This is a genomic window from Vibrio sp. 10N.222.55.A1 (genome assembly GCF_041473835.1).
GTDB classification, from domain to species: Bacteria; Pseudomonadota; Gammaproteobacteria; order Enterobacterales; family Vibrionaceae; genus Vibrio; species Vibrio crassostreae_C.
This window is the reverse complement of the sequence record NZ_JBFRSX010000030.1, coordinates 18,284-43,602: the sequence shown is the minus strand read 5'-3', so window position 1 is coordinate 43,602 and position 25,319 is coordinate 18,284. Positions and strand designations below refer to the sequence as shown.

The following is a 25,319-nucleotide window of genomic DNA, read 5'->3' as shown; positions in this document are numbered from 1 at the left end:
CTGCAAATTAAAATATCAATTGATAAATTATTTATAGACAGTGAGTTAGAGCTATCAAAACCCAAACAAAAACTGTTTTTTTTACAGCATTCCGACAAAGCAGATTGCTGTGTTTACCGACCGCTGCTATAGTTCACAGCTGCTATCAGTGGTTTGACTGTTATTTAAACAGCTAACCATTCATAAGCAAGTAAATGAGTAGATAACTCAGATTAGACAGTGCTGCAATCGGCGTAAGACACGGTCAACTGAGTTCCTTATCGCTCTACTCACGTACACTCATGTTGAGTATTCACCGCCACATCGCGGATCATAGGCTAACTCCCTATGATGACTGACGTGCCCCAGAGCATCCCTCTCCAGCCGGGAGGCTGCACCGATAAAGCCATGGGATCTGGCACCATGAGAAACGAAATAAAGCGATAAGAACAATGATGAAAATAAGAAAAGACAATGAGAACTTCTAAATGAAAAGAATGTTAATTAACGCAACTCAAAAAGAAGAGTTGCGTGTCGCTTTGGTTGATGGCCAACGACTGTTCGATCTAGATATCGAAAGTCCAGGTCACGAGTCAAAGAAAGCGAATATCTACAAAGGACGTATTACCCGTATTGAACCAAGCCTAGAAGCGGCATTCGTTGATTACGGCGCAGAACGTCACGGTTTCCTCCCTCTTAAAGAAATTGCCCGCGAATACTTCCCTGAAGGTTATACATACCAAGGCCGTCCTAGCATTAAAGAAGTGCTAAAAGAAGGCCAAGAAGTAATCGTACAAGTAGAGAAAGAAGAACGTGGTAGCAAAGGTGCTGCACTGACAACTTTCATCTCTTTGGCTGGTAGTTACTTAGTTCTTATGCCTAATAACCCTCGTGCTGGCGGTATTTCTCGTCGTATCGAAGGTGATGAACGCACTCAACTGAAAGCAGCATTAAGCACTCTTGAGCTTCCTCAAGGTATGGGCTTAATCGTGCGTACAGCGGGTGTTGGCAAAAGCGCAGAAGAGCTAGAGTGGGACCTGAATGTTCTATTGAACCATTGGGGCGCTATCAAGCAAGCTTCTGATTCAAATGCAGCTCCTTTCCTAATTCACCAAGAGAGTAACGTTATTGTTCGCGCAATTCGTGACTACCTACGTCGTGATATTGGCGAGATTCTAATCGACAGCAATACTATTTTTGAACGTGCACAAGCGCACATTCAATTAATACGCCCAGATTTCATGAATCGCGTTAAGAAATACGATGGTGAAGTGCCACTATTCAGCCATTACCAGATTGAAAGCCAGATCGAATCTGCTTTCCAACGTGAAGTTCGTCTTCCATCTGGTGGTTCTATCGTAATCGACCCAACAGAAGCACTGACTTCTATCGATATCAACTCTGCTCGTGCAACAAAGGGCGGCGATATTGAAGAAACAGCACTTAACACTAACCTAGAAGCTGCCGATGAAATTGCACGTCAATTACGTCTACGTGACCTAGGTGGTCTTGTTGTAATCGACTTTATCGATATGACCCCGGTTCGCCACCAACGCGAAGTAGAAAGCCGTCTACGTGATGCCGTTCGTTTAGATCGCGCACGTGTTCAGATTGGTCGTATTTCTCGCTTTGGTCTTCTAGAGATGTCTCGTCAACGTTTGAGCCCATCACTAGCAGAAGCAAGCCACCACATTTGTCCTCGTTGTACAGGTACTGGTGTTGTTCGTGATAACGAATCTCTAGCACTTTCTGTTCTACGTTTGATTGAAGAAGAAGCTCTAAAAGACAACACAGCACAAGTACTTGCTGTTGTGCCTGTTCCAATCGCTTCTTACCTTCTGAACGAAAAACGTCGCTCAGTAAACCACATCGAGAAGAACCAAGAAGTTAAGATCACTGTTGTTCCTAACTCAGACATGGAAACGCCGCATTTTGAGGTTATCCGTGTTCGTGAAGGTGAAGAGTTCGATCTACTATCTTACTTGCTGCCTAACAAGCTAGAAGCTCTAAAAGAAGCGGAAAGCAAAGAGCCTGCTGAACAGACTATTCGTCCTAAGAAGATCGAAGAACCTGCTCTGAAAGGCTTCGCAGCTCCTGCTCAATCAGCACCAACTCCTGCTCCAGCACCTAAAGCTGTAGAAGAGAAGAAAGCTGAACCAGCAGCGACTCAAGAACCAGGCCTAATTGGTCGTTTCTTCAAAGCTATCGGTAGCTTCTTATTTGGCTCTTCAACTCAAGAAGAGAAAAAAGAAGAAGAGAAGAAAGAAGAAGAAAAACCTAAAAACAATCGTAACAACGGCAACCGTCAACGCCGTGATCGTAACGATAACCGTCGTCGTAACCAACGTGGTGAGCGTGGCGAACAGCGTAACGACCGTGGTGAACGTGGTGACAATCGTAACGAAAACCGTGACAACAAACGCCGCCGTAAGCCAGCTCGTGATGAGAAGCCTGAAGAGCAAAAAGAAGCAGCTCCACAGCAAACTCGTCAGCCTCGCAAGCCTAAGCAAGACCGTCGCAACAAGCCACGTGATGAGCAGAAGCAACGCGAAGAGCAAGCACCATCTAAATTAGCAGAAGAAGGTCTACAGCTAGCAGCAGAAGCACAAGCTGGTAAACCGGAAGCGCCTAAGGCTAAACCTGAAGCGAAAGCAGCTAAGATTAAAGAGCGTCGTCAGCGTCGTAAACTGAACAAGCAAGTTCGTGTTAAAGACCAACAAGCTCAAGCTGAAGATAACGCTTCAAAAGAGCAGGTTGCTGCTAAAGAACTATCTGTTTCAAAAGAACAGTCAGTAGCTCAAGAGCAAAAAGTTGCGGAACAAGTAGAAGCAACTCAAGCGAATGCAGAGCAAACTGAACAGGAAGAGCCGAAACAACGTCGTAACCGTCGTTCTCCACGTCACCTACGTGCAAGTGGTCAACGTCGTCGTCGCGGTCGTGATCGTCGCCCTAACCCATTCCGCCTACGTAAAGGTGGTGTAGCTTCTCCAGAGATGGCTATGGGTAAAGTGATGCCTCGCTTCATTCCAAAACCTCACCACAAGCAGGCAAAGCCTGAAGTGGCTGAAGTTCAAGTAGCAGCTGAAGCTCAAACATCTGTTCAAGAGCAGAATGTTGCTCTAGAGACGGCACCACAAAGCAACGTAGCAATGACTGGCGGCTTCGCATGTCCAGAGCTTGCAATGGGTAAAGTTATCATCCGTCGTGAAGATGCTGCTGTTGAAGCTCAAGTAGCTGAGACTCCTGCTGTAGTTGAAGCTCCTGCAGTCGTTGAAGAAGCACCAGTGGTTGTTGAAACCGCGAAAGTTGAAGCTCCAGTGATTGCAGAAGCGACGAAAGTTGAAGCGCCTGTTGTAGCAGAAGCTGTACAAGCAGAAGCAACACCAGTTGTTGAAGCTGAAGCGCCTAAAGCTGAAAGTGCAAAAGTTGAAGAAGCACCTGTTGTTAAAGCAGAAGCTCCTAAAGCGGCACCAAAGGCAGCTGTTGCTAAGAAGCAAGCCGGTTCACCAATGACTAAAGCTCCTGGTCCTCAAGAGATCAAAGAGATTGAAGTGATTGCAGCTCCGTTCCGCACTGAACGTTTTGTATCGAAAGGTGCAGGCAGTCAGGCAGCGTCGAACAAAGCTGGCGCGGCGATGACTAAGCCAAACTACTAGTGATTACTGATAGGTAATCGCGAGTAAATAGAATCAAAGGCTGCTTATTAAAGCAGCCTTTTTCATATCTACTAATCGAATAAAAATTAACAGATATATTACTCAAAGTTAGGTTCAACCTTGAACTTAATCACATTTTTGGGTAGCATTCGCGCACTTATCTTTTCGACACTTCGCTATTGCCGCTCTTTTCCATCACTGTTTGGCTACGCAATACACCCGTGTCGGTAAATCCATCTTAAGCATAGCTGAGCAAACATGTTCGAATTCCCACAATTTTCAAAGCACTCTGTAAAGAATGACGTGCTTTCAGGTCTTACAGTAGCCCTGGCTCTGGTACCTGAAGCTGTAGCATTCGCCTTTGTTGCTGGCGTTGACCCAATGGTTGGTCTTTATGCAGCATTCATCGTAGGTTTAATCACTTCTGTCTTTGGCGGCCGTCCAGGTATGATTTCTGGCGCAACCGGCGCAATGGCCGTTGTAATGGTGAGCCTAGTGGCAACCCATGGTGTTCAATACCTATTCGCAGCCGTTATGCTGGCTGGCCTTCTGCAAATTGCAGCAGGTGTATTTAAACTAGGTAAATTTATCCGTATCGTTCCACACCCAGTAATGATTGGTTTCGTGAACGGTTTGGCCATTGTTATCTTCCTAGCTCAACTTGGTCAATTTAAAGCGCCAGACGTAACAGGTGCGTTGACTTGGTTACCAAGCGGTCAAATGACACTAATGCTAGGTCTAGTAGCCCTTACAATGGCTATCATCCACTTCCTACCTAAGCTAACAACAGCAGTACCATCTTCATTAGTTGCTATTGTTACAGTAACGGCTTTGGTTGTGGGTCTTGACCTTGAAACTCGCACTGTTGTCGACTTCCTACGTACAATGTCTGGTGACGAAGCTGCAACGCTAGCGGGTTCTCTACCAACGTTCTCTATTCCTGCTGTTCCGTTTTCTTTTGAGACACTACAGATCATCCTACCGTACGCAATTATCCTTGCGGCTATCGGCCTGATCGAGTCTCTACTGACACTGACAGTACTAGATGAAATGACAAACACTCGTGGTCAATCTAACCGTGAATGTGTTGGTCAAGGTATGGCTAACGTAACGTGTTCTGTATTCGGTGCGATGGGTGGTTGTGCGATGATCGGTCAATCGATGATCAACGTAAACTCAGGTGGTCGTGGTCGTCTTTCAGGTATCGTCGCCGCAGTTGCACTACTGATGTTCATCCTGTTCGGTTCTGCACTGATTGAAATGATTCCTCTAGCAGCACTTGTGGGCGTAATGTTCATGGTTGTTATCGGCACATTTGAATGGGCAACCTTCAAGCTTGCGCGTCGCGTTCCTAAACAAGACTTCTTCGTTATCGTTCTTGTTACCGTAGTAACAGTACTGACTGATCTTGCTGTGGCAGTAGGTGTTGGTGTTGTCGCTTCTGCGCTAATGTTTGCTTGGCAACATGCTAAACACATCTACGCAGATACATCAGTAAACGCTGAAGGCTCAAAAGAGTACAAAGTTAACGGCCCAATCTTCTTTGGTTCAACGGCTAACTTCCTAGAGTTGTTTGACGCATACAACGATCCACAAGATGTAATCGTTGATTTCGCAAACTCACGCGTGACTGACCACTCTGCAATTGAAGCGATCGACACGATTGCTGACCGTTACGCGGCGCTAGGTAAAACACTTCACCTTCGCCACCTAAGCCAAGACTGTGTTGCTATGCTGCACAAAGCAGGTAGCTTAGTTGAAGCGAACGTTGCAGAAGACCCAATCTACAAAGTAATGTCTAAGTAATCTTAGCTGTAGCTTTAAGTTAGATTTAGAGAGGCCGACATTCAATGTCGGCCTTTTTTATACCTATCGGTCAGCCCTTACGCTGATAACAAAACGACGTACATTGTTCCTACACTACATCGAACGCAGTATCGCTTCGCTAGACTCTTCGATTAAATCCAACACCAATTCAAAACCATTTCCCTCACCATAATACGGATCGGGGATCTCTTGATATTGTGACTCTCCAAAGCTCAAAAATAATGCGAGCTTGTATTGGAGGTGAACTGGGCATTGGCTCATTAAGTCGTCTAAATTCGCCCTATCGGCCGCGAGTATCAGGTCAAATTCTTCGAAGTCATTATCTACCACTTTACGAGAAGTAATCCCCTTAAAGCTGTAGCCTCGCTTCTCTCCTGCAGATTTGGATCGCGAGTCTGGCGGGTTGCCTTGATGAAAACCAATCGTCCCCGCAGAGTCGACCACAACATCAATATCCAGCTGTTGCGCTTTCTTCCTTAGCACCGCTTCACCTGTTGGCGAGCGGCAAATATTCCCCATACAAACTACGAGTATCTTTTTCATCCCTAATCACCTGTTCTTCCGATGGTTTTTGCTATCGTTAAGTTAGGCTATGATAGACGCAATCACAACTTAAAAGGATTTGTTATGTCGACTGAAGACAACAAAGAACAACGCCACAAAGCAAGACAACAGAAAGTAAAAGAACAAGTCGATGCACGTGTCGCTGCAGCACAAGAAGTAAAAGGCCTATTGCTGGTCATCACGGGGAACGGTAAAGGTAAATCAACATCCGGTTTTGGTACGATTACACGTGCAGTTGGTCATGGTAAGAAATGCGCCGTTGCTCAGTTTGTTAAAGGTACCTGGGATAACGGCGAAAAAAACGTTCTGCAAAAGCTTGATGTCGAGTTCCAAGTCATGGGCACAGGCTTTACTTGGGAAACTCAGAACAAAGCGCAAGATATTGAAGCTGCGCAGCGTGTATGGAAAGAGTGCCAACGCATGCTGGCTGATGAGTCGATCGATGTGATTCTGTTTGATGAACTGACTTACATGGTTAGCTACGGTTACATCGAACTCGATGAAGTGGTTGAGGCGTTGAATAACCGCCCGAAGATGCAGTCTGTCATCATTACAGGTCGTGGCGCGCACCGTACTCTTACTGAGATAGCAGATACAGTATCTGAAGTTCGCAATGTGAAACACGCTTTTGAATCTGGTGTTAAAGCGCTACAAGGCGTTGACTGGTAATCACCTTCAACCAGAGATCCCCGACTCGGTCATTCTTCCCTCTCGAGGATGACGACCACTAGGCCGTTACGCTCTTGAACAAAGGACGACGGCCTATCGTCATTCCCTAGAGCGAGGGACGAGTGTCATAGGGAATCTCTCTTGAGTATTATCGAGCCAAAAATAAAAAGCGCCATTCCTACAACAGGAGTGGCGCTTTGTTCATTTTTAAATGAGATGAAGACTAGTTAAACAAACCTTTTAGTAGACCGTTTACTGCGTCTCTTGTTTTCTCATCTTTGATCTTGTCACCGTACTTTTCGTCTAACTTTTCTAAACCACGATCAATTTCTTTCTGTGCTTTCTGTTTCAATACATCATCAAAAACAAGTGCAAATTTCGGGGCTGCCCACTGACCTGTTACCTTAATTGGGATAGTCACATCTTTCAGGTCGTCGATGCTCTTACCGCCCTGACCTTCAAGTGAACCCACAATTGATGTACGCACAAGGAAGTCGACCGTTTCATTGATGAAGTTTGCTTTACCTTGACCTGTCACACGTAACAGTGGCGACTGTGCTGATAAGTCGTTAGTTGAAACCCAACCTTTATCCACTTTCAGCGTCGCTTTCATTGCACTGAAGTCCGTTTTTTGAGCTTCATTTGTGCTTTCAACTTTCTCGCCCTTGATCTTAGCGTAGTTTTCTCGAATCAGTTGAGCTACGTTGATGCCGTTAACTGCACCATCTTCAAAGTTAATCGCGATAGTACCGACTAGGTTTTTCTTGATACCCGTCGGAGTTAGACTCTTACCTTTCACGTTGACATCAATATTACCGGTACCTTCCAGCATATCGTTATCTGCAACATCAACCAGTAACGGTTGTACTTTCACGCCTTTGATTTTCTTCTTAGCCGTGTAAGTCGCTGGTGTTTTACGAGCGTCTAACTTTGCAGTAGCAGAAATAGAACCTTGGTAAAGATTCGAGGTGAATGAGGTTAGCTCTGCGATACCACGGTTAACCGAAAATGCGGTTTTAACATTCTGCATCTTCGCGTTGTTCGCCTTGAACTTATCAATCGTGATGTCACCTTTCACGTCTAACGTTTTCAGAGCCGACAGATCAGGTTCCACTTCTTTAGCTGGATCTGAACTACCAGAACTTGACGTTGAACCACCAGCAGAACCAGAAGGCGCTGTGCTCGCTGTTTCTGTTGTATTGCCTAAGCCTAAGAATTCATCTAAATCAATATTCGGGCTATGAAGAGAGAAACGAACCTTTGGTATTTCAGATAGGATTACGTCTGCTTTACCGTCTAATGCAATAGCGTTAGCTTGTAGCTTCTCTAACACAAAGCTCAGGTGGCTCTTGTTAAGATCGAAGCTTAAGTCAGACAGCATGTCGACTTTCATTGGAGACTGAGGAAGCGTGTCGCCTTTGAATGTTGAGTCTAACGTTAACTTGTTCAGCGTTACTTTTGAAATCGCGCTATCAACAGTAAGTTCACCGCCACCTTTAAGATCAAGGTCAAGGCCAGCTGCATTACCGATTACAGCGTAAGTCAGTTGGTTTACCTTATCGAACTCAAACGTATTCAAGCCAATTTTTGCTGACTCAATCGACGTCGCTGGATCATTGAACTTAGCGTTTAAGTCGATATTACGAAGTGCGTAACTTGCAAAGCCTTCAGCTAATTTGAATTCTGCACTGCCTTGTGCAGAGAACTTCTGTTGATTGTTCTCACCAGAAGCCGCAAATGTCGCGGTTGTCCATGTATCAACGGCAAACTCAGAAAGATTCAAAGACACATCGTATAGCTTAGTGAATGAACCCGCTTGCTTGTCGTCCATTTCAAACAATGCGTTTGATACAGTTACGCCTGCAAGGTTGATCGTCCAACCCGATGCGTCTGTGGTAGTTTGCTCTTGAGGGGCAGGCGCTGATTCAGAACTTGTGCCTGCTGCAGGCTCAGATTCTTGAGGCGCTGACGCTTGCGTTAGTGCATCAATGTTCTTGCGACCATCTTTAAGCGTTTCTAAATAGAATTCTGCACCATCTAGAGTAATGTTGCCGATCTCTAGTTGGTTGCTAAATAGCGGAGTAACCGAAACGTCAACGCCAACGGTATCAACCTTAAATAGGTTAGGTTGCCTAAAACCTTCAGGGTTGCGTAATTCAGTTTGACCAAGTTCAAAGCCAATGGATGGGAAGAATTGCCAGCTGATATCACCCTCGATCACTAGCTCTAGGCCTGTGTGTTTTTGGGCTTGTTCGACAATTAATGGCTTAAATTGGTTGGGATTCACTAACAGCACTAGTGCCAGAATTGCTGCAACGACAACAAACACTGGTACAGCTATGAAAATGAGTAGTTTCTTCATCCGCATATTCCTTGCTTAGATTCCAAAAGAAAGTGGCACTATAAAAGTGCCACTGATTCGGTAAAAAATAAAGCTAAGTGAGTCACTTAGGCAAAATTTTATTCGATTAAGACTTCAACAACTTCGCAATGTGCGCTTTTAGCACATCAATCGCAATACGGTTTTTACCACCACGAGGAACGATGATGTCTGCATGTTGTTTTGAAGGCTCGATAAACTGCATGAACATTGGACGTACTGTTTCTTGGTATTGCTTAAGTACAGTGTCCATTGTACGACCACGCTCTTCTACATCACGCTTAACACGGCGTAATAGACAGATGTCTAATGGTGTATCCATAAACACACTTGCGTGCATTAGTTTACGAAGACGCGGGTCTGTTAGAAGCAGAATACCCTCTAAAATGATCACTTTCTTTGGAGTAAGTGTAGTCGTTTCAGAAGTACGTGTGTGCTCTGTGTAGCTGTATTCAGGAACTTCTACGGCGTTGCCACTCATTAGCTGCTGTAGATGTTCACATAAAAGATCATGATCTAGTGCATTTGGGTGATCGTAGTTAGTTTTAACACGCTCTTCCATACTCAAGTGGCTTTGGTCGCTGTAATAGCAATCTTCCGTGATAACACCAATTTGATGGTCGCCTACTTTTTCGCGCAATTCATTATAAATTGTACTAGCAATCAGACTTTTTCCTGAAGCTGAAGCGCCAGCGATACCTACGATGACACATTGATTATTATCAGACATTAATTTTGCACCCGATATGGTTTGGTGGTGGGAAGAGATAAACCGCCTGATTATAGGGGCTAAAGCACATAGATTCTAGTCGCCATTTTAGCTAATTGCAGTCAAATTGATGATATCAATGCATTTAATGAATGCAATCGTTTGCTTTCAAATAACTTGCCTACAACTATTTGCACAACCCCAATGGCTATCAGCCTAAATCCAACCGCTATTTATCTAATCCAACATGATTAACACAACTTTTTGATTATCTTTCGCTATTCAACCAAAGAAAAGTTAATCGCTTCTGGTCTCGCCTTGCCGGTCCAGAACATCTTCGCAGCCACATTCTCTGCAAGCTCTAAGTAGTGACGTGTATGTTCACTATCTGGACGACGAATCACCGTCGGGCAACCTGCATCGATATCTTCTCGCACATCAATATGAAGAGGGATCTGTGCCAAAATATCGAGGTAAAACTCTTCTGACATAGCTTCGGCACCACCAACACCAAAGATATGCTCTTTCTCACCACAGTGACTACAAATATGATAGCTCATGTTTTCAACTAAGCCTGCGACTGGCACACTCACCTTATCAAACATCGCTACGCCTTTACGTGCATCCGCTAGCGCCAAATCTTGAGGAGTGGTCACCACTACAGCCCCGGTCACTGGGATCTGTTGCGATAACGTCAGCTGAATATCGCCCGTGCCCGGTGGCATATCAATAACTAGATAATCCAACTCTGGCCATACGGTTTCGTTAACAAGCTGACCTAAAGCCTTGGCCGCCATTGGACCGCGCCAAATCGCAGCGTCATCTTTCGACACAAGATAACCGATAGAGTGAGTGAAAATACCGTGCGCTTCGATTGGCATCATCCACTTGTTATTCTGGACTTCTGGTTTCGCATCTAATTGGCCAAGCATCATAGGTACAGAAGGACCATAGATATCCGCATCCAACAAACCCACTTTTGAACCAGACTTAGATAAAGCCAAAGCAAGGTTGACTGAAGTGGTCGATTTACCCACCCCACCCTTTGCAGATGTCACGGCGATGATGTTCTTCACCCCCTTCAATGGTGTCGCAACCGTGGTTTCTAACGCAGACGGCTTCACCTTCACTTCAAACTGAAAAGCGCTAACAAGCTGTTGTTCAATCTGAGAGTGAATCCACTGTTCCAATTCAACCGCAAGCTGATTAGCGGCAAAAGGTAAGGTGATAACAAATGATCCACGCGGATCAACCGATACAATATTTTGGTGTAGCGCCCACTCTGGGATGAGGATTGGTGACTCGAACTCATTCAACCATGAACAGAAATCTTGCTTAGAAGTAAAGTTACGCATTGGGACTCCTTTTTTTATTTATGCTATCACCCACGAGATGAAGACTGAACCCCTAAAAAACTAGGGGAATCCTTAGTCTGATACCTTGGCGTATCACACGTTATAAAGTAGTATTACCTCTCAAATTTATACCTATCAAAAAAGCGAATTATTAAGTATGGCAACTGATCCAAGACAACTTTTGGTAACTTGTGCGCTTCCGTACGCTAACGGCTCTATTCACCTTGGCCATATGCTTGAGCATATCCAAGCTGATATCTGGGTTCGATACCAGCGTCTACGTGGCAACACTGTAAACTTCATCTGTGCTGACGATGCTCACGGCACGCCAATTATGCTTAAAGCTCAACAGATGGGTATCACGCCAGAAGAGATGATCGCTGCTGTTAGTGAAGAGCACCAAAAAGACTTCGCTGGCTTTGATATCAGCTTTGATAACTACCACAGCACACACAGCGAAGAGAACCGTGAACTGGCTTCTCACATCTACTTAGAACTTAAAAAGAACGGCTTCATTTCTAGCCGCACTATTTCTCAGCTTTTCGATCCTGAGAAAGAGATGTTCCTACCAGACCGCTTCGTAAAAGGTACTTGCCCTAAGTGTAAGTCAGAAGACCAGTATGGTGATAACTGTGATAACTGTGGTGAGACATACAGCCCAACTGAGCTAATTAACCCTAAATCAGCGGTTTCTGGCGCAACTCCAGTAATGAAAGACTCTGAGCACTTCTTCTTCGACCTACCTCAGTTCGAAAGCATGCTTAAAGAGTGGACTCGTTCTGGCTCTCTACAGAATGAAACTGCAAACAAAATGCAGGAATGGTTTGAGTCTGGTCTGCAACAGTGGGATATCTCACGTGATGCACCTTACTTCGGCTTTGAAATCCCAGGCGAAAAAGACAAGTTCTTCTACGTATGGCTAGACGCACCTGTTGGCTACATGGCTTCTTTCAAGAACCTATGTGACAAACGTGACGATCTAAACTTCGATGAATACTGGAAGAAAGACAGCACAACTGAGCTTTACCACTTCATCGGTAAAGACATTGTTTACTTCCACAGCCTATTCTGGCCAGCAATGCTAGACGGCGCAGGTTTCCGTAAGCCAAACAACGTATTCGTACACGGCTACGTAACAGTGAACGGTGCGAAGATGTCTAAGTCGAAAGGCACATTCATCAAAGCAAGCACGTACCTAAACCACCTAGACCCTGAGTGTCTACGTTACTACTACGCTGCGAAACTAAACAGCCGCATCGATGACTTAGATCTTAACCTTGAAGACTTCACCCAACGTGTAAACGCTGACGTAGTAAACAAGATTGTTAACCTAGCTTCTCGTAACGCTGGCTTCATTACTAAGCGTTTTGAAGGCAAGCTAGCTGCTGAATTTGCAGAGCCTGAGCTATACAACGAATTCGTTGCTGCTGCTGAGCGTATCGGTGAACTATACGAAACTCGTGAATTCAGCCGTGCTATCCGAGAAATCACTGCACTAGCGGATAAAGCTAACCAGTACATCGACGAAAAAGCGCCTTGGGTTCTTGCAAAAGAAGAAGGCAAAGAAGCTGAGCTTCAACAAGTTTCTTCTGTAGGTATTAACCTATTCCGCGTACTGATGGCTTACCTGAAACCAGTGATGCCAGAGCTTGCAGCTCGCACTGAAGCTTTCCTAAACGAAGAGCTAACGTGGGAAGCGATTGCTACTCCGCTAACTGATCACGAGATCACTAAGTTCAAAGCGCTATTCAACCGCATTGACCCTAAGAAAGTGGAAGCAATGGTTGAGTCTTCTAAAGAAGATGCAGCCGCTGAAGCAGCAGCGAAAGAAAAAGCAGAAGCTGAAAAAGAGCAAGCAAGCCAAACTGAGCTAGACAAAGAGCCAATCGCAGACGAGATTGAGTTCGATGCCTTTGCAGCAGTAGACATGCGTATCGCTCGTATCATCTCTTGTGAAGAAGTACCAAAAGCGAACAAACTACTGAAGTTCCAACTAGACATCGGTGGTGAGACTCGCCAAGTATTCTCTGGTATCAAATCAGCATACAAACCTGAAGAGCTAGAAGGCAAGCTAACTGTAATGGTAGCAAACCTAAAACCTCGTAAGATGAAGTTTGGTATGTCTGAAGGCATGATCCTAGCAGCGGGCCCTGGCGGCAGCGACCTATGGATCCTTGAGCCACACGAAGGTGCTCAACCTGGTATGCGTGTAATGTAATTCTGACTCCAGTCAGATAACAAGCACCCATCACTAAATCCCTAATGCATTTTTGACTTGAAAGAGTTAATCAGCATTGGGGATTTTTTATATCTACCGAAAATTAGCGTTCTCTGTTAGAGTCGCCGTCAACTATGCTATGTAGAGTAGAAATTGGTTCGTCGACAAAAATAGGCTAAACCAACACCTCTTTACTCTAAAACCCTTTTTAGGAATCCCCAGTGACTAACAACGAAATCTTGCGTCGTATTCAACACGCACTAAACCTTAAAAATGCACAAATCATCAAAGCTATCGAACAAGCTGATGTGACTGTTGCTCATGACCAAGTGATTAACTGGCTAAAAGATGACAACGACAAGTCATGCTCTAAGATGAAAGATAAAGAGTTAGCGGTATTCCTAAATGGTTTCATCAACCTTAAGCGTGGCAAAAAAGAAGGCGAGCAACCTAAACCTGAAGTTGCACTGACGAACAACATGATCTTCATGAAGCTTCGTATCGCATTGAACATGAAAGCAGAAGATGTTTTGGACGTACTAGAAGTGGTTGGCATTAGCTTGAGCAAGTACGAAATCGGCGCTTACTTCCGCAAGCCAGAAAACAAAAACTACAAAGTGTGTGAAGACCAACTACTTTGCGATTTTCTAAACGGTGTGCAATTTACCAACCGTCCAGACTCAGAAGAGTTTACGGGTTAAGTTACTACTCCTAGATAAATTTTAAGTTGCTACACATAGATAAATTACTCGTCATAGGTAAGTAACTGACCCACTGATAATTTTCTAGTAACGACAGATAAATAAAAAGCGGCGAGATAATTGAATTATCTCGCCGCTTTTTCGTTTTCTTTACGTCACTGACTAAACAGGAACAACAATAGTAAACCTATGGCTTAGCTGTCGTCTTCAGTGAAGTTCGTCGGCAATGTCGTTTTCATTTCATTCCAAACTTGTGCACTTGCGATACCGTAGTTACGAATCACTAATGGCAAAGTTTCGCGCTCGCCACTTTCACAGATAATGAACAACTCTTTATAAAAGTCCATCGCTAAACGTCGTGCTTCTGGGTTAGAGAAGTAGTAGCTACCGATACGGTCATAAAGTTTACGCACACCGTTAAAGATCAGGCCGTAAATCTGGTTGCCTGAGTGGAATGCCAAACGTTGGAAAAGCATGTAATCATAGAAGTTGAAAGTCTTCGCGATTAAGATCGTCTGACGTTTCGCTTCATCTTTTTCTGAATCTTCTTTTACCGCTTGTTTGATCTTGTCAGCGTATGGCGACGATTCTAGGAACTCATCCCAAGTTGGTGCCGCAAGTAGCGCTTCACAAGATTCAATCACGTTACTGATAGTACGCTCTGAAGCTTCTTTGTTTGCTTTGAATGCATAACGCATAAAGATAGGGCTGATATTAGTACGAGCAGCAAGCAGGTCTTCTACCATTTTGCTTGCGTTATCAACGTCCAACGTCATTAGCGTATCAAGGATATGAAGACCTGAGGTTTCCATAAACTGGTTAACTTTAGTTGGTTTGCCATGTTGGATTGTCAACCAACCATCACGAGCAAGACGTTGTAGTACTTCACGAAGCGTAGTACGTGTAACACCAATCAGCTCAGAAAGCTCACGCTCTGCGGGCAAGATAGAACCTGGAGGGAAACGGCCATTCCAAATACTTTCAATGATATACTTCTCTGCAAATCCTGCCGGGCTCTTCGCCTTAATGACCATCTACACTTCAATCCAATTTAATTATTCTGTTCTAATTTACTCATCATACCACTAGTTCACACCTAGCGGAAACACCCTCAAAAATTTTACTCACCCTAAACACCGTTAGAGTTATAACTCTAAAGTTCAGCACACGTTTGCACCTCAGGTTTGTAAAGCAAGCGACTCTAAACCACCATTTAAACAAACCGTTAACACAACAATTTTTCTTTAAAATCAATGGTATTGGTCATATTTTTAAAGCTATTAATTTGCAATATTAAGTTGTAATAATCATATATAAGCCGTCGTTATTCTGTAATTTTCAATCATTTCGCTGAAATATTGATTCTAGTCGGTTTTTATCACATTTTAAGTGGTATGCTTGCGCTACTTTGATCGCGTTTCTCAACAAAAAAGAGGTATTTTTAGGGCTACAGGGCTTTTCCTGTTGACTAAATGTTATCTAAGAGTAAAGTTGCGCTCAAAAATAAGCAGTGCTTGAGTTTCTAAGGGAGTGACTTGGCAAGACCACAGAACATTACATGGAATGTAGTTTTTCTAAGTCACTGTTAGTCATAGTTTTTAACAATTTCTATAGCTCGATTCTCAAAATGTTGTATTGCTTGTCTATTCATAATCAACATAAAAGAGTATTAACATGCCGATGTCTCTCGGAAACGCTTTTATCAAGAACTTCCTTGGTAAAGCTCCTGATTGGTATAAACTTGCCATCATTTCCTTTTTAATCATCAACCCGTTTGTTTTCTTCCTAGTTGACCCATTTGTTGCGGGCTGGCTATTGGTGGTTGAGTTTATTTTCACTCTAGCTATGGCTCTCAAATGCTACCCACTTCAACCGGGTGGTCTATTAGCTATTCAAGCAGTCGCCATTGGCATGACCAAACCAGAAATGGTTTATCACGAGCTGCAAGCAAACCTTCCTGTATTACTCTTGCTCGTATTCATGGTTGCTGGCATTTACTTCATGAAAGAACTGCTTTTGTTCATTTTCACGAAGATCTTGCTTGGCATCCAATCTAAAATTTTACTCTCCGTTGCCTTCTGTGTTGCTGCCGCTTTCTTATCAGCATTCCTAGATGCACTAACAGTAATCGCCGTAGTTATTAGCGTTGCGGTCGGCTTCTACTCTATCTACCACAAGGTTGCATCAGGCAAGGGCACAACGTCTTCGCACGATCATACTCATGATGAAGAGATCTCAGAGCTAACTCGTGATGACCTAGAAAACTACCGTGCTTTCCTACGTTCACTGCTAATGCACGCTGGTGTGGGTACAGCACTGGGTGGTGTAATGACCATGGTAGGTGAACCACAAAACTTGGTAATTGCTAAGCAAGCAGGTTGGGAGTTCGGTGAATTTATCATCCGTATGCTGCCAGTAACACTACCTGTTTTCTTCTGCGGTATTTTAACTTGTGCACTTGTCGAGAAATTCAAAGTGTTTGGTTACGGTGCTCAACTACCAATGAATGTTCGCCAAATCTTAGTTGAGTTTGACAACAAAGAACGTGCAAACCGCACAAAGCAAGACGTAGCAAAACTATGGGTTCAAAGTGCAATCGCAGTTTGGCTTATCGTCGGCCTTGCACTTCACGTTGCTGAAGTAGGTTTGATTGGCCTGTCTGTGATCATCTTAGCTACAGCATTTACGGGTGTTATTGAAGAACACTCTATGGGTAAAGCCTTTGAAGAAGCGCTGCCATTTACTGCACTTCTTGCCGTTTTCTTCGCTGTTGTTGCTGTGATCATCGACCAAGCTCTATTTAAGCCAGTCATCGATGCAGTACTTCACGTTGAAGATAAAGGCGCACAGCTCGCACTCTTCTATATTGCCAACGGTATTTTATCGATGGTTTCAGATAACGTGTTCGTCGGTACGGTTTACATTAACGAAGTGAAAACTGCACTGGTTGAAGGCATCATCACTCGTGATCAGTTCGACCTACTTGCTGTTGCTATCAACACTGGTACTAACCTACCTTCTGTTGCAACGCCAAACGGCCAGGCTGCATTCCTATTCCTATTAACATCAGCACTTGCTCCGTTAATTAGATTGTCTTACGGTCGCATGGTTATCATGGCGTTGCCATACACCATCGTATTGGCACTGGTTGGCCTAGCAGGCATTGTGTTCTTCGTAGAGCCAATAACAGCATGGTTCTATGATGCAGGTTGGATCATTCAACGCACTGGTGAAGTCGTTGCTCCAGTTATCTCTGGTGGTCATTAAGCTAAACATTGTGTCGCAAACCACAATAAGTGTGTCGAGGGCGTGTTGACCTTTCGAGCTGATTTTTGCAGCGAGTTGCTGGGTATTTATACAAGGCAGAGGCTTTGATGTGTAGCTAGCCTACATGAGAAGCCGATAACGTAGTAGAAATGACCAGCAAACACTGCCCGAAGGGTTCGAGCTGGGCGCCCCCGCAAAAAGCGTTTTACTCTTTGTTGAGGGGGATTTGCTTAGAATGACTAGGCTACTTCCCCCTCGCCGCGATTAAAACGCTTTTATCTCGAACAAAATTTAATCGCGAAAGGTCAACACGCCCTAGCTAATCAAAAATATTAGTTGATTAGGAAACTTATCCAAGATAAAAAGCTCTGAGTAATCAGGGCTTTTTTATTTTATAGACAGGATTCAATTCGTGAACTTTTTAGCAATGATCAAAGACTTCTCTAAGGGACGTTTATCTTGGCTTTTACTGCTGGCTTTTATTGTCTTTTTTGAAGCGTGCGCTCTCTTCTTCCAACACGTGATGATGCTTGGTCCTTGCGTGATGTGTATCTATGAGCGCGTTGCTATGCTCGCTATCGGTGTTGCCGCCATGATTGGTGCGATTGCCCCGAATAACCCAATATCACGCTGGTTAGGCCTTGCTAGCTGGGGATTTGGCGCATACAAAGGTTTGATGCTTGCTTTAGAGCACGTCGATTACCAGTTCAATCCGTCCCCTTTCGCAACCTGCGACTTATTCGTAACCTTCCCTAGCTGGGCGCCTTTAAACCAATGGGCTCCGTGGATGTTTGAGGCTTACGGCGATTGTAGCAAGGTTGTGTGGCAGTTCTTCGATCTTTCTATGCCTCAGTGGCTAGTAATTATCTTTGCAGGTAACTTGGTTGCTTTCGGTATTGTGGTTATTTCTCAATTTGTGAAGTCGAAAAAGGACTTGCAGTAAGCCGTTGACACTTGGACAACAAAAAAGTCGACCACGAGGTCGACTTTTTTATTACTTAAGCTTTTGAACATATTAAGAGAGTCTGTTATTCACACAAACTAAGTTGCTCAACAAGCCGTGATTAGCTGCTTTTACCGCAGCATTGTTTAAACTTCTTGCCGCTTTCACAAGGGCAAAGGTCGTTTCGACCAATGTCTTTAAACGGGTTCACGCTCTGGGACTTATTGCCCAACATAGCTTCATCCGCTGCCATTGCCACTTCTGAGATCATCAGATCGACTTGACCCACTAAATCGGCAAGCGATGGTGGGTTAGTAAGCCCTGCAGCGATCATTTGTTGTTGAGTTTGCTCTTCATCAATCGCAAGCATCAAGGTGGTTAAGAGCGCTTGCAACATGCGCAGAGTACCATCCGCGACTGTCACGCTCTGCCACTGCTCTTCCACTGTTGGCCAAACCATCATGAAGCCTTCAGAAAAATCAGCGAACTGTTCGTTAAAGTCACCTTCAGCCAGTACGTCTGTTAATAGGTATTCATTACGCTGAATCAGGTTGTGCTGACGATTAATCTGTTCTGTCACCGTTGTTACCAGCTCTTTACCCGCTTCAGGCGCAACGATAACCAGCCACTCTTCTGGATCGAGTGGTTTGGTCGCTAAGTTAGAGGCAAGGATTGCACCTTCCATAAACTGCGGAGTAATGTCAGTGATTGATTCTGGTAGGCTTAATAATTGATATGTCATGAAAGCTCTGGATATTGGGCATTTTCGATATTATAACGCCATCCTCCCAAAGATGTCGCTATTAAGAGACGAAACCATCATTAAGACATGCACCACACTCATAGTGACAATTCTGTAAGCACACCGTACAATCACGCCTCGAATTTTTCGGTTCATTCAGTTTTGGTAAAGCAACATGCGCGTAATACTTGGCCCTATGGAGGGCGTTCTAGACCACCTAATGCGTGAAATTCTCACAGAGATTAATGATTACGATCTCTGTGTGACAGAGTTTGTGCGCGTCGTAGATCAACTTCTTCCCCCGCATGTGTTCCACCGTATTTGCCCTGAGCTACATCAAGGCTCTCAGACCATGGCTGGTGTGCCAATCCATCTCCAACTTCTAGGGCAACACCCAAATTGGATGGCCGAGAATGCTTTTCAAGCTGCTAGCTTAGGCGCGAAAGGGATCGATCTTAATTTTGGTTGCCCAGCAAAAGCGGTCAACAAAAGTAATGGTGGCGCTTCATTGCTAAAAGAGCCAGAGCTCATCTATCAAGTGGTGAACGCCTGTCGAGAAGCGGTACCGGCACACATTCCTGTGTCCGCAAAGATTCGATTAGGTTGGGAGCATCCGGAAGAGTGCTTTGAAATCGTCGATGCCATCGAACAAGCCAAAGCTGACGAACTCACCGTGCATGCAAGAACCAAAGTTGGCGGCTATAAAGCCAGCGAAATCAAATGGGACTTCATCAATCAAATAAGAGAAAAAACATCTCTGCCGTTGATTGCTAATGGGGAGATCTGGAACTATCAAGATGGTCAAGATTGCATAGAAGCAACAGGCGTCGATTCATTAATGGTCTGCCGTGGTGCTTTCAATATTCCAAACCTTGGTAACGTCGTTAAGCACAACCACCAGAAAATGCCGTGGGATAAAGTCATTGAACTTTTGCTGCGCTATTCAGAGTTTCAAATTAAAGGGGACAAAGGCATGTACTACCCCAATAGAGTGAAGCAGTGGTTTGTTTATCTAAGTAAAGGCTACCCTGAAGCGAACGAACTGTTTAAAGAAATTCGTACTTTCAAAAAGGCGCCACCGATTGTAGAACGCCTTCAGCGTTATCAAGAAGAACGCCGCCAACCTGTTTAAGATTATGTTTAGGGTTAAATACCCAACGCTAAAAACGTGTTTACCGGTGCAAATAAGCTTTGCTTGGTAGACACGTTCGCTCTTCCCTCTTTCATTTTCATTTTCATTTTCATACAAAGCATCGATTCAATAACGTGGTTAAAATTCAAGACGGTCTTTACCCGTCGTCTTAGCCACGTACAGCTTTTCATCGGCGTACTTAAATATCTCATCGAAGTTAAGTTTACTTTGCTCAGTTTCAACAATGCAGACACCGCCAGACACCGTAAATCCATTTGGAATAATGTCGGCTGAAGTGGAACAAATCGCATTCTTCACTCGCTCTAATGTTCTCATCAAAGTTTCACGATCTTCGCCTTTCATATAAACGACAAACTCTTCACCGCCAAACCGTGCTGCAACGTCACTGCTTCGAATACTGTTGCTGATCTGACGCGACATATAACGAATCACATCATCCCCCTTATCGTGGCCGTAGGTGTCGTTAATTGACTTAAAATCATCAATATCGAAGACGGTTAATGCAAACAGTTGATCGTGCTCTACACTGCGCCAGAACGCTTCTAAGCCACGACGATTCAATAACCCTGTCATAGGGTCTTTGGCTGCGAGATCTTTGAAGTAACCACGTTCAATATTGGAATTGACGTAGAAGAAGATGGTTACTGAGAACAGATACACAATGATGGCAACAATAAGGCTGTCTTTCTCGTAGACGAAAAAGTGCTCAACCTCTTTCGCGATGTCTAATTTGTAATACATCGCATGGTGAGACGAGACACCATCCAGTTTGATCTCGTGATAAAAAGCAGCAGAATCTACCGGAGTCGCTAAAGTGGTATCAATGATATCGATCCGACCTGCAAGATGCTCATTCGAGTTTGCGAGCAGCTTGTCAGCATTAATATCCACCGACAGCATCCCTTGGTGAACGCCTTTATGGAATACAGGGATCGTCATACTGATTATACGGTCAAGGGAATCAAAACGATAACCAGGGCCTGAAAGGGTGAGTTGGTCAGGGTTGTTGGCTGTTTTCTGCCAATAAGGACGACTCTTTATGGTCGAGAGTAACTCTTTGCTCAGCCCTTTGGCAAAACCTTCAGGTGAAGAGATCACATAGCCGCTCGTATCAATAAAGTGCACGCCGGCATGGTATTCATCAAGCTGGGATAAAAATGAAAGAATAGGAGCTAACGCTATTTTTTCTGACGCGCTCTTATAACTATCACTGCTTTCAGAACAAAGAGACTCTTGACCGATTAGCATATAGTCGATATCGACAGAGGGAATGTCTGAGGTTTTACCGTCGGCAAGTAGCAATACATCAATAGGCCAGATTTGGCAAAGACCATCCACAACATGTTTGTTGTGATCAAGAAAGAGAGGGTTTCCTGATTTATAATAGTTGGAGAAGCTGTAGTCTAGGGCTGTCGCCACTTTTGTGGTTCTTTTGAACACATCTTCAATACGATGAAACTCACTACTGATATCTTTTTCTACCGCGTCAAAATGATTCTTTCCTATTAGGCCAAGTAACATCGCGGCGATCACAGCGGGAAACCCGAAAACAAAGGTTAGGCTAAAGTGCCTATTTACTTTCATATAATGTGCTCTTAGCGTTCAGCTATTTTCATTTTCCCCATTAATATTATTACATTAATCGGCAATTCGCTCGACGTAAAATAATGTAAATTGATATTAACGACACACCTAACGGTCAAATAACCGCTTACAAATGAATAAAATAGAGAAGCGCCAACATATAGAGCAGGTGAGTTTGTTATCTGAGCCCATTTCAATGCTGTTAATAATATGACTTATGGCCTATTAGCTCACCTAACACCAAACTCAATTCACCGGCTAATGACCGCACGCTCAATCACAGATTGAGGCACTGTCACGCCAAGCTCACGAGCAGCATCTAGGTTGACCACCAGCTGAGAGCTCTGCGCAGTTTTGACACTCAACTTCCCGGGCTTCTGTCCTTCCAGAATGGCTGCGACATAATCCGCGGTCTGAACCCCAACATCATAATAATCTAGACCTAAACCAGCAATCGCTCCCTTTCCGACATAAGATGTGGCGCCTGCGACGACTGGCGTATCTGCATGGTTAGCCGCTTTGATAAGACCCTCCATGCCGCTTGCAACCGTATTATCGGTCAAGGCATAGATAACATCGGACTTCTTAGCAATGGATTCTGCTTTTGCTTCGACATCGTCAACAGTCAGCGCTTTTTCGGTGTGAAGTGTATAACCGAAATCTCGAGTTGCCTTTCTCAATAACCCAACTAACGCAACGGCATTTGCTTCTGCTGGGTTGTAAACTACACCGATTGAATTAGCTTCAGGGAGTAGTTCTTTGATTAATGACACATGCTGAGTGATCGGAGATAAGTCAGAAAGCCCCGTGACATTACGCCCCGGCTTTTCTAATTGTTTAACGAGCCTAGCGCCGATAGGATCCGTAACCGCGGTAAACACGATAGGAATCGAGCGAGTCGCCGACACTAAGGCTTGTGAAGTCGGTGTCGCGATACCAACAAGTACATGTGGATTTTCACTGACGAGCTCTCTGGCAATCTTGGCTGCCTGAGCCGGGTTACCATTCGCCATTTCATAGGAGAATTCTAAGTTCTTACCGGGTTCATAACCATTGGCTCTCAATCCTTCAAGAAGCCCTAAACGTGTCGCATTCAGATCTGGATGGTCAACAACTTGTGAAACCGACACTTTGGCAACGTTTGCCATTGCATTGCCAGTCCATAGCAACATCAAGCAACTTAAAACCGCTGCCAATACCTTTCTTACAGAACTCATTATCGCTCCCTGAATCAAGCTCTACCCGTCATTACTCGCTCAAAGAGAACAACATCAAAATCACTATTGACATTATTACCAGTAACCATTGATAACTTGAAGTGATATTTAACAAAAATACAACAAGGCTCGAGTTATGTGAGAAAGGCTATATTGACTTCGGAGGAAGGTAAGAAACCAAGTGAATAAGGACAGGTAAGCTAAACGGAAAGTAAGCGAGGTAACAAAAAGAGGAGCAAATCTGAGAACAAGCTATAGAAGATGAATAGTTGTTCTCAGACAAGAGGGAGAGCTGGGATTCTTTAGAACCAACGCTCCATTGAGGATTTATCTAACTGACGAAAGGCACGATTTAAAATGATTGCCAATTCTTTATAGCGAGGGCGCGGCTTCATAGGCTCTAACGCAAAACCCGTTTCAGTGATCTTTTCATGCAGTTCGCGGTACCACGATACTAGCGCCGGCGGAAGTTGTGTATTTGAGCGATTGCCCAACCACCACATACCTTGTAGCGGCAAGCTGATCGCAAACAAAGCCATAACCACAGCCTGTGGCATCGCTTGGTAATTATTAAAGACCATTTGTGTAAGAACACTGATAGCGGCAATCGCAGGCATCACTTTCACGCCAAAACGGGTCGCTTTAATAATGCGTTGTTCTGGGAAGATCGCGTTTAACTCTTTTCGGACGGGCCAGAGATCCATGTACTTTTGGCCATCTTTTAAACTACTAGCTAAACCAACTCTATTGCTCATATGAGTCTCCCATTAAAAAAAAGTTGAAATCATCAACTAAAAACACAAAAATTTGACGAGAAATAATATTCTTTCAAATTTTTTTGTTATATTTGCACAATATCGCTATTATTTGCAGACCTCAATCTCATTGTTGCCCTTATTTACAATTTAAGCAACTTTGAGAAGACTTCTGCAAGGAATGCACAAGCCTCTTTTTGATAAAGAGCGCTTTCACTTTATACGGAAATTAACGTTTTTTTGACCAAGGTTAGTACGCAAGCCTATGTGCTTCGACTATTCTTGAGATTAATTTTCATCCTTAACTGATTTCGATCAGAAAAATAAACAGGTAGTCATTAATGTCTAAGCTAGTTTTAGTTTTAAACTGTGGTAGTTCTTCTCTTAAATTCGCTGTTGTTGATGCAGAAACAGGTGCAGAGCACCTAACTGGTCTTGCTGAGTGTCTAGGTCTTCCAGAAGCTCGTATGAAGTGGAAACTTGATGGCAAGCATGAAGCACAACTAGGCGCGGGCGCAGCTCACGTAGAAGCACTATCTTTCATGGTAGAAACTATTCTTGCTTCTAAGCCTGAGCTTAAAGCTAACCTTGGCGCTATCGGTCACCGTATCGTACACGGTGGCGAGCAGTTCACTTCTTCTGCACTTATCACTGATGAAGTTCTTAAGGGTATTCAAGACGCTGCGACTTTCGCACCTCTTCACAACCCTGCTCACCTTATCGGTATCGAAGCGGCTCAACAGAACTTCCCTGGTCTACAAAACGTTGCTGTTTTTGACACTGCGTTCCACCAAACAATGCCTTCTGAGTCTTACCTATACGCTCTACCGTACAACCTGTACAAAGAGCACGGCATCCGTCGTTACGGCATGCACGGTACTTCTCACCTATTCATCACTCGTGAAGTTGCAGGCCTACTAAACAAGCCAGTTGAAGAAGTTAACATCATCAACTGTCACCTAGGTAACGGCGCTTCTGTATGTGCAATCAAGAACGGTAAATCTGTAGACACTTCTATGGGTCTTACTCCTCTTGAAGGTCTTGTAATGGGTACTCGTTGTGGTGACCTAGACCCTGCAATCATCTTCCACCTACACGACGCACTTGGTTACTCTGTTGAAGAAATCAACAACATGCTAACTAAAGAGTCTGGTCTTGCTGGTCTAACTGAAGTGACTTCTGACTGTCGTTTCGTTGAAGACAACTACGGTGAGAAAGAAGAAGCAACTCGTGCAATGGACGTGTTCTGTCACCGTCTAGCTAAGTACGTAGCTGGTTACACTGCAACTCTAGAAGGTCGTCTAGACGCAATCACTTTCACTGGCGGCATCGGCGAGAACTCAGGCCCAATCCGTGAAATGGTTCTTAACCGCCTAGGCATCTTCGGTATCGAAGTTGACGGTGAAGCTAACCTTAAAGCTCGTTTCGGCGGCGAAGGTACTATCACTACAGCTAACAGCCGTATCCCTGCAATGGTTATCTCTACTAACGAAGAGCTAGTAATTGCTGAAGACACTGCGAAACTAGCAGGTCTTTAATTGATTTTCCTGACTAGCTTCATTCGAAGCTAGTCAGTTTTTCATATCAAGAAAATGGGGCT

The 25,319-nt window shown here is 44.2% G+C and carries 18 protein-coding genes; 9 read left to right on the top strand and 9 right to left on the bottom strand.

Features of this window, described 5'->3' with window-relative positions; genetic code table 11:
• The first annotated feature begins 467 nt into the window (after positions 1–467).
• Entirely contained in the window at positions 468–3,635 is a 3,168-nt protein-coding gene (rne, locus tag AB4493_RS09560) for a ribonuclease E (RefSeq protein WP_371724735.1), read from the top strand.
• Positions 3,636–3,893: 258 nt separating this feature from the next.
• Positions 3,894–5,441, top strand: coding sequence for a SulP family inorganic anion transporter (locus AB4493_RS09555; RefSeq protein ID WP_017063477.1), 1,548 nt, complete (start codon positions 3,894–3,896; stop codon positions 5,439–5,441).
• A gap of 114 nt (positions 5,442–5,555) precedes the next feature.
• On the opposite strand, the gene AB4493_RS09550 is transcribed toward AB4493_RS09555, so the two are convergent.
• Positions 5,556–6,005 (bottom strand): low molecular weight protein-tyrosine-phosphatase, encoded by a 450-nt coding sequence (locus AB4493_RS09550; protein WP_017067202.1) that lies wholly within the window; start codon positions 6,003–6,005, stop codon positions 5,556–5,558.
• A gap of 84 nt (positions 6,006–6,089) precedes the next feature.
• Here AB4493_RS09550 and cobO point away from each other — a divergent pair, with 84 nt between their 5' ends.
• Complete coding sequence (gene cobO / locus AB4493_RS09545; protein WP_017062158.1) at positions 6,090–6,695, top strand: cob(I)yrinic acid a,c-diamide adenosyltransferase; 606 nt, start codon at positions 6,090–6,092, stop codon at positions 6,693–6,695.
• Between the two features lie 223 nt (positions 6,696–6,918).
• Here the strand turns inward: cobO and AB4493_RS09540 are convergent, their stop codons facing one another.
• The 3 genes from AB4493_RS09540 to apbC all read right to left on the bottom strand — a co-directional run bounded on the left by AB4493_RS09540 (position 6,919) and on the right by apbC (position 11,139).
• The gene (locus tag AB4493_RS09540) at positions 6,919–9,057 is read right to left on the bottom strand and encodes an AsmA family protein (protein ID WP_372154913.1); all 2,139 of its coding nucleotides are present in this window, start codon (positions 9,055–9,057) and stop codon (positions 6,919–6,921) included.
• A 106-nt stretch (positions 9,058–9,163) separates the two neighbouring features.
• The gene (udk, locus tag AB4493_RS09535) at positions 9,164–9,805 is read right to left on the bottom strand and encodes a uridine kinase (protein WP_004734002.1); all 642 of its coding nucleotides are present in this window, start codon (positions 9,803–9,805) and stop codon (positions 9,164–9,166) included.
• A 257-nt stretch (positions 9,806–10,062) separates the two neighbouring features.
• Complete coding sequence (apbC, locus tag AB4493_RS09530) at positions 10,063–11,139, bottom strand: iron-sulfur cluster carrier protein ApbC (RefSeq protein WP_136978358.1); 1,077 nt, start codon at positions 11,137–11,139, stop codon at positions 10,063–10,065.
• A 157-nt stretch (positions 11,140–11,296) separates the two neighbouring features.
• Here apbC and metG point away from each other — a divergent pair, with 157 nt between their 5' ends.
• Together metG and AB4493_RS09520 are read left to right on the top strand one after the other, a co-directional pair.
• The gene (gene metG / locus AB4493_RS09525; protein WP_017062160.1) at positions 11,297–13,357 is read left to right on the top strand and encodes a methionine--tRNA ligase; all 2,061 of its coding nucleotides are present in this window, start codon (positions 11,297–11,299) and stop codon (positions 13,355–13,357) included.
• Positions 13,358–13,578: 221 nt separating this feature from the next.
• Positions 13,579–14,058: a DUF1456 family protein gene (locus AB4493_RS09520; protein ID WP_016783812.1), complete on the top strand. Its 480-nt coding sequence runs from the start codon at positions 13,579–13,581 to the stop codon at positions 14,056–14,058.
• A 194-nt stretch (positions 14,059–14,252) separates the two neighbouring features.
• Here AB4493_RS09520 and fadR read toward each other — a convergent pair whose 3' ends face one another.
• Entirely contained in the window at positions 14,253–15,092 is an 840-nt protein-coding gene (gene fadR / locus AB4493_RS09515) for a fatty acid metabolism transcriptional regulator FadR (RefSeq protein ID WP_017062161.1), read from the bottom strand.
• A 640-nt stretch (positions 15,093–15,732) separates the two neighbouring features.
• On the opposite strand from fadR, the gene nhaB reads away from it, so the two are divergent.
• Positions 15,733–17,325: a Na(+)/H(+) antiporter NhaB gene (nhaB, locus tag AB4493_RS09510; RefSeq protein WP_372154912.1), complete on the top strand. Its 1,593-nt coding sequence runs from the start codon at positions 15,733–15,735 to the stop codon at positions 17,323–17,325.
• Between the two features lie 427 nt (positions 17,326–17,752).
• Positions 17,753–18,268: a disulfide bond formation protein DsbB gene (dsbB, locus tag AB4493_RS09505; protein WP_029235613.1), complete on the top strand. Its 516-nt coding sequence runs from the start codon at positions 17,753–17,755 to the stop codon at positions 18,266–18,268.
• Positions 18,269–18,389: 121 nt separating this feature from the next.
• On the opposite strand, the gene AB4493_RS09500 is transcribed toward dsbB, so the two are convergent.
• A complete protein-coding gene (locus tag AB4493_RS09500; RefSeq protein ID WP_017062164.1) occupies positions 18,390–19,010 on the bottom strand; it encodes a YecA family protein in 621 nt (206 codons plus the stop codon).
• 175 nt (positions 19,011–19,185) lie between these two features.
• Between AB4493_RS09500 and dusC the strand changes: the two genes are divergently transcribed.
• Entirely contained in the window at positions 19,186–20,142 is a 957-nt protein-coding gene (dusC, locus tag AB4493_RS09495; protein ID WP_017069187.1) for a tRNA dihydrouridine(16) synthase DusC, read from the top strand.
• 138 nt (positions 20,143–20,280) lie between these two features.
• On the opposite strand, the gene AB4493_RS09490 is transcribed toward dusC, so the two are convergent.
• The 3 genes from AB4493_RS09490 to yfbV all read right to left on the bottom strand — a co-directional run bounded on the left by AB4493_RS09490 (position 20,281) and on the right by yfbV (position 23,719).
• Entirely contained in the window at positions 20,281–21,747 is a 1,467-nt protein-coding gene (locus AB4493_RS09490; RefSeq protein WP_229647109.1) for a sensor domain-containing diguanylate cyclase, read from the bottom strand.
• Positions 21,748–21,998: 251 nt separating this feature from the next.
• Positions 21,999–22,964, bottom strand: a complete 966-nt coding sequence (locus tag AB4493_RS09485; RefSeq protein WP_017062167.1) for an ABC transporter substrate-binding protein — start codon at positions 22,962–22,964, stop codon at positions 21,999–22,001.
• A 302-nt stretch (positions 22,965–23,266) separates the two neighbouring features.
• Positions 23,267–23,719, bottom strand: coding sequence for a terminus macrodomain insulation protein YfbV (gene yfbV / locus AB4493_RS09480; RefSeq protein ID WP_017062168.1), 453 nt, complete (start codon positions 23,717–23,719; stop codon positions 23,267–23,269).
• A gap of 341 nt (positions 23,720–24,060) precedes the next feature.
• On the opposite strand from yfbV, the gene AB4493_RS09475 reads away from it, so the two are divergent.
• The gene (locus AB4493_RS09475) at positions 24,061–25,257 is read left to right on the top strand and encodes an acetate kinase (RefSeq protein WP_017062169.1); all 1,197 of its coding nucleotides are present in this window, start codon (positions 24,061–24,063) and stop codon (positions 25,255–25,257) included.
• The last annotated feature ends 62 nt before the right edge of the window (positions 25,258–25,319 follow it).

What these genes read in the sequence shown, in the direction of transcription:
- AB4493_RS09475 (WP_017062169.1), top strand. Translation starts at nt 24,061, where the DNA reads ATGTCTAAGCTAGTTTTAGTTTTAAACTGTGGTAGTTCTTCTCTTAAA.
- AB4493_RS09500 (WP_017062164.1), bottom strand. Translation starts at nt 19,010, where the DNA reads ATGACATATCAATTATTAAGCCTACCAGAATCAATCACTGACATTACT.
- AB4493_RS09550 (WP_017067202.1), bottom strand. Translation starts at nt 6,005, where the DNA reads ATGAAAAAGATACTCGTAGTTTGTATGGGGAATATTTGCCGCTCGCCA.
- AB4493_RS09490 (WP_229647109.1), bottom strand. Translation starts at nt 21,747, where the DNA reads ATGAAAGTAAATAGGCACTTTAGCCTAACCTTTGTTTTCGGGTTTCCC.
- yfbV (WP_017062168.1), bottom strand. Translation starts at nt 23,719, where the DNA reads ATGAGCAATAGAGTTGGTTTAGCTAGTAGTTTAAAAGATGGCCAAAAG.
- cobO (WP_017062158.1), top strand. Translation starts at nt 6,090, where the DNA reads ATGTCGACTGAAGACAACAAAGAACAACGCCACAAAGCAAGACAACAG.
- fadR (WP_017062161.1), bottom strand. Translation starts at nt 15,092, where the DNA reads ATGGTCATTAAGGCGAAGAGCCCGGCAGGATTTGCAGAGAAGTATATC.
- nhaB (WP_372154912.1), top strand. Translation starts at nt 15,733, where the DNA reads ATGCCGATGTCTCTCGGAAACGCTTTTATCAAGAACTTCCTTGGTAAA.
- AB4493_RS09540 (WP_372154913.1), bottom strand. Translation starts at nt 9,057, where the DNA reads ATGAAGAAACTACTCATTTTCATAGCTGTACCAGTGTTTGTTGTCGTT.
- udk (WP_004734002.1), bottom strand. Translation starts at nt 9,805, where the DNA reads ATGTCTGATAATAATCAATGTGTCATCGTAGGTATCGCTGGCGCTTCA.
- dsbB (WP_029235613.1), top strand. Translation starts at nt 17,753, where the DNA reads ATGATCAAAGACTTCTCTAAGGGACGTTTATCTTGGCTTTTACTGCTG.
- dusC (WP_017069187.1), top strand. Translation starts at nt 19,186, where the DNA reads ATGCGCGTAATACTTGGCCCTATGGAGGGCGTTCTAGACCACCTAATG.
- AB4493_RS09555 (WP_017063477.1), top strand. Translation starts at nt 3,894, where the DNA reads ATGTTCGAATTCCCACAATTTTCAAAGCACTCTGTAAAGAATGACGTG.
- metG (WP_017062160.1), top strand. Translation starts at nt 11,297, where the DNA reads ATGGCAACTGATCCAAGACAACTTTTGGTAACTTGTGCGCTTCCGTAC.
- rne (WP_371724735.1), top strand. Translation starts at nt 468, where the DNA reads ATGAAAAGAATGTTAATTAACGCAACTCAAAAAGAAGAGTTGCGTGTC.
- AB4493_RS09485 (WP_017062167.1), bottom strand. Translation starts at nt 22,964, where the DNA reads ATGAGTTCTGTAAGAAAGGTATTGGCAGCGGTTTTAAGTTGCTTGATG.
- apbC (WP_136978358.1), bottom strand. Translation starts at nt 11,139, where the DNA reads ATGCGTAACTTTACTTCTAAGCAAGATTTCTGTTCATGGTTGAATGAG.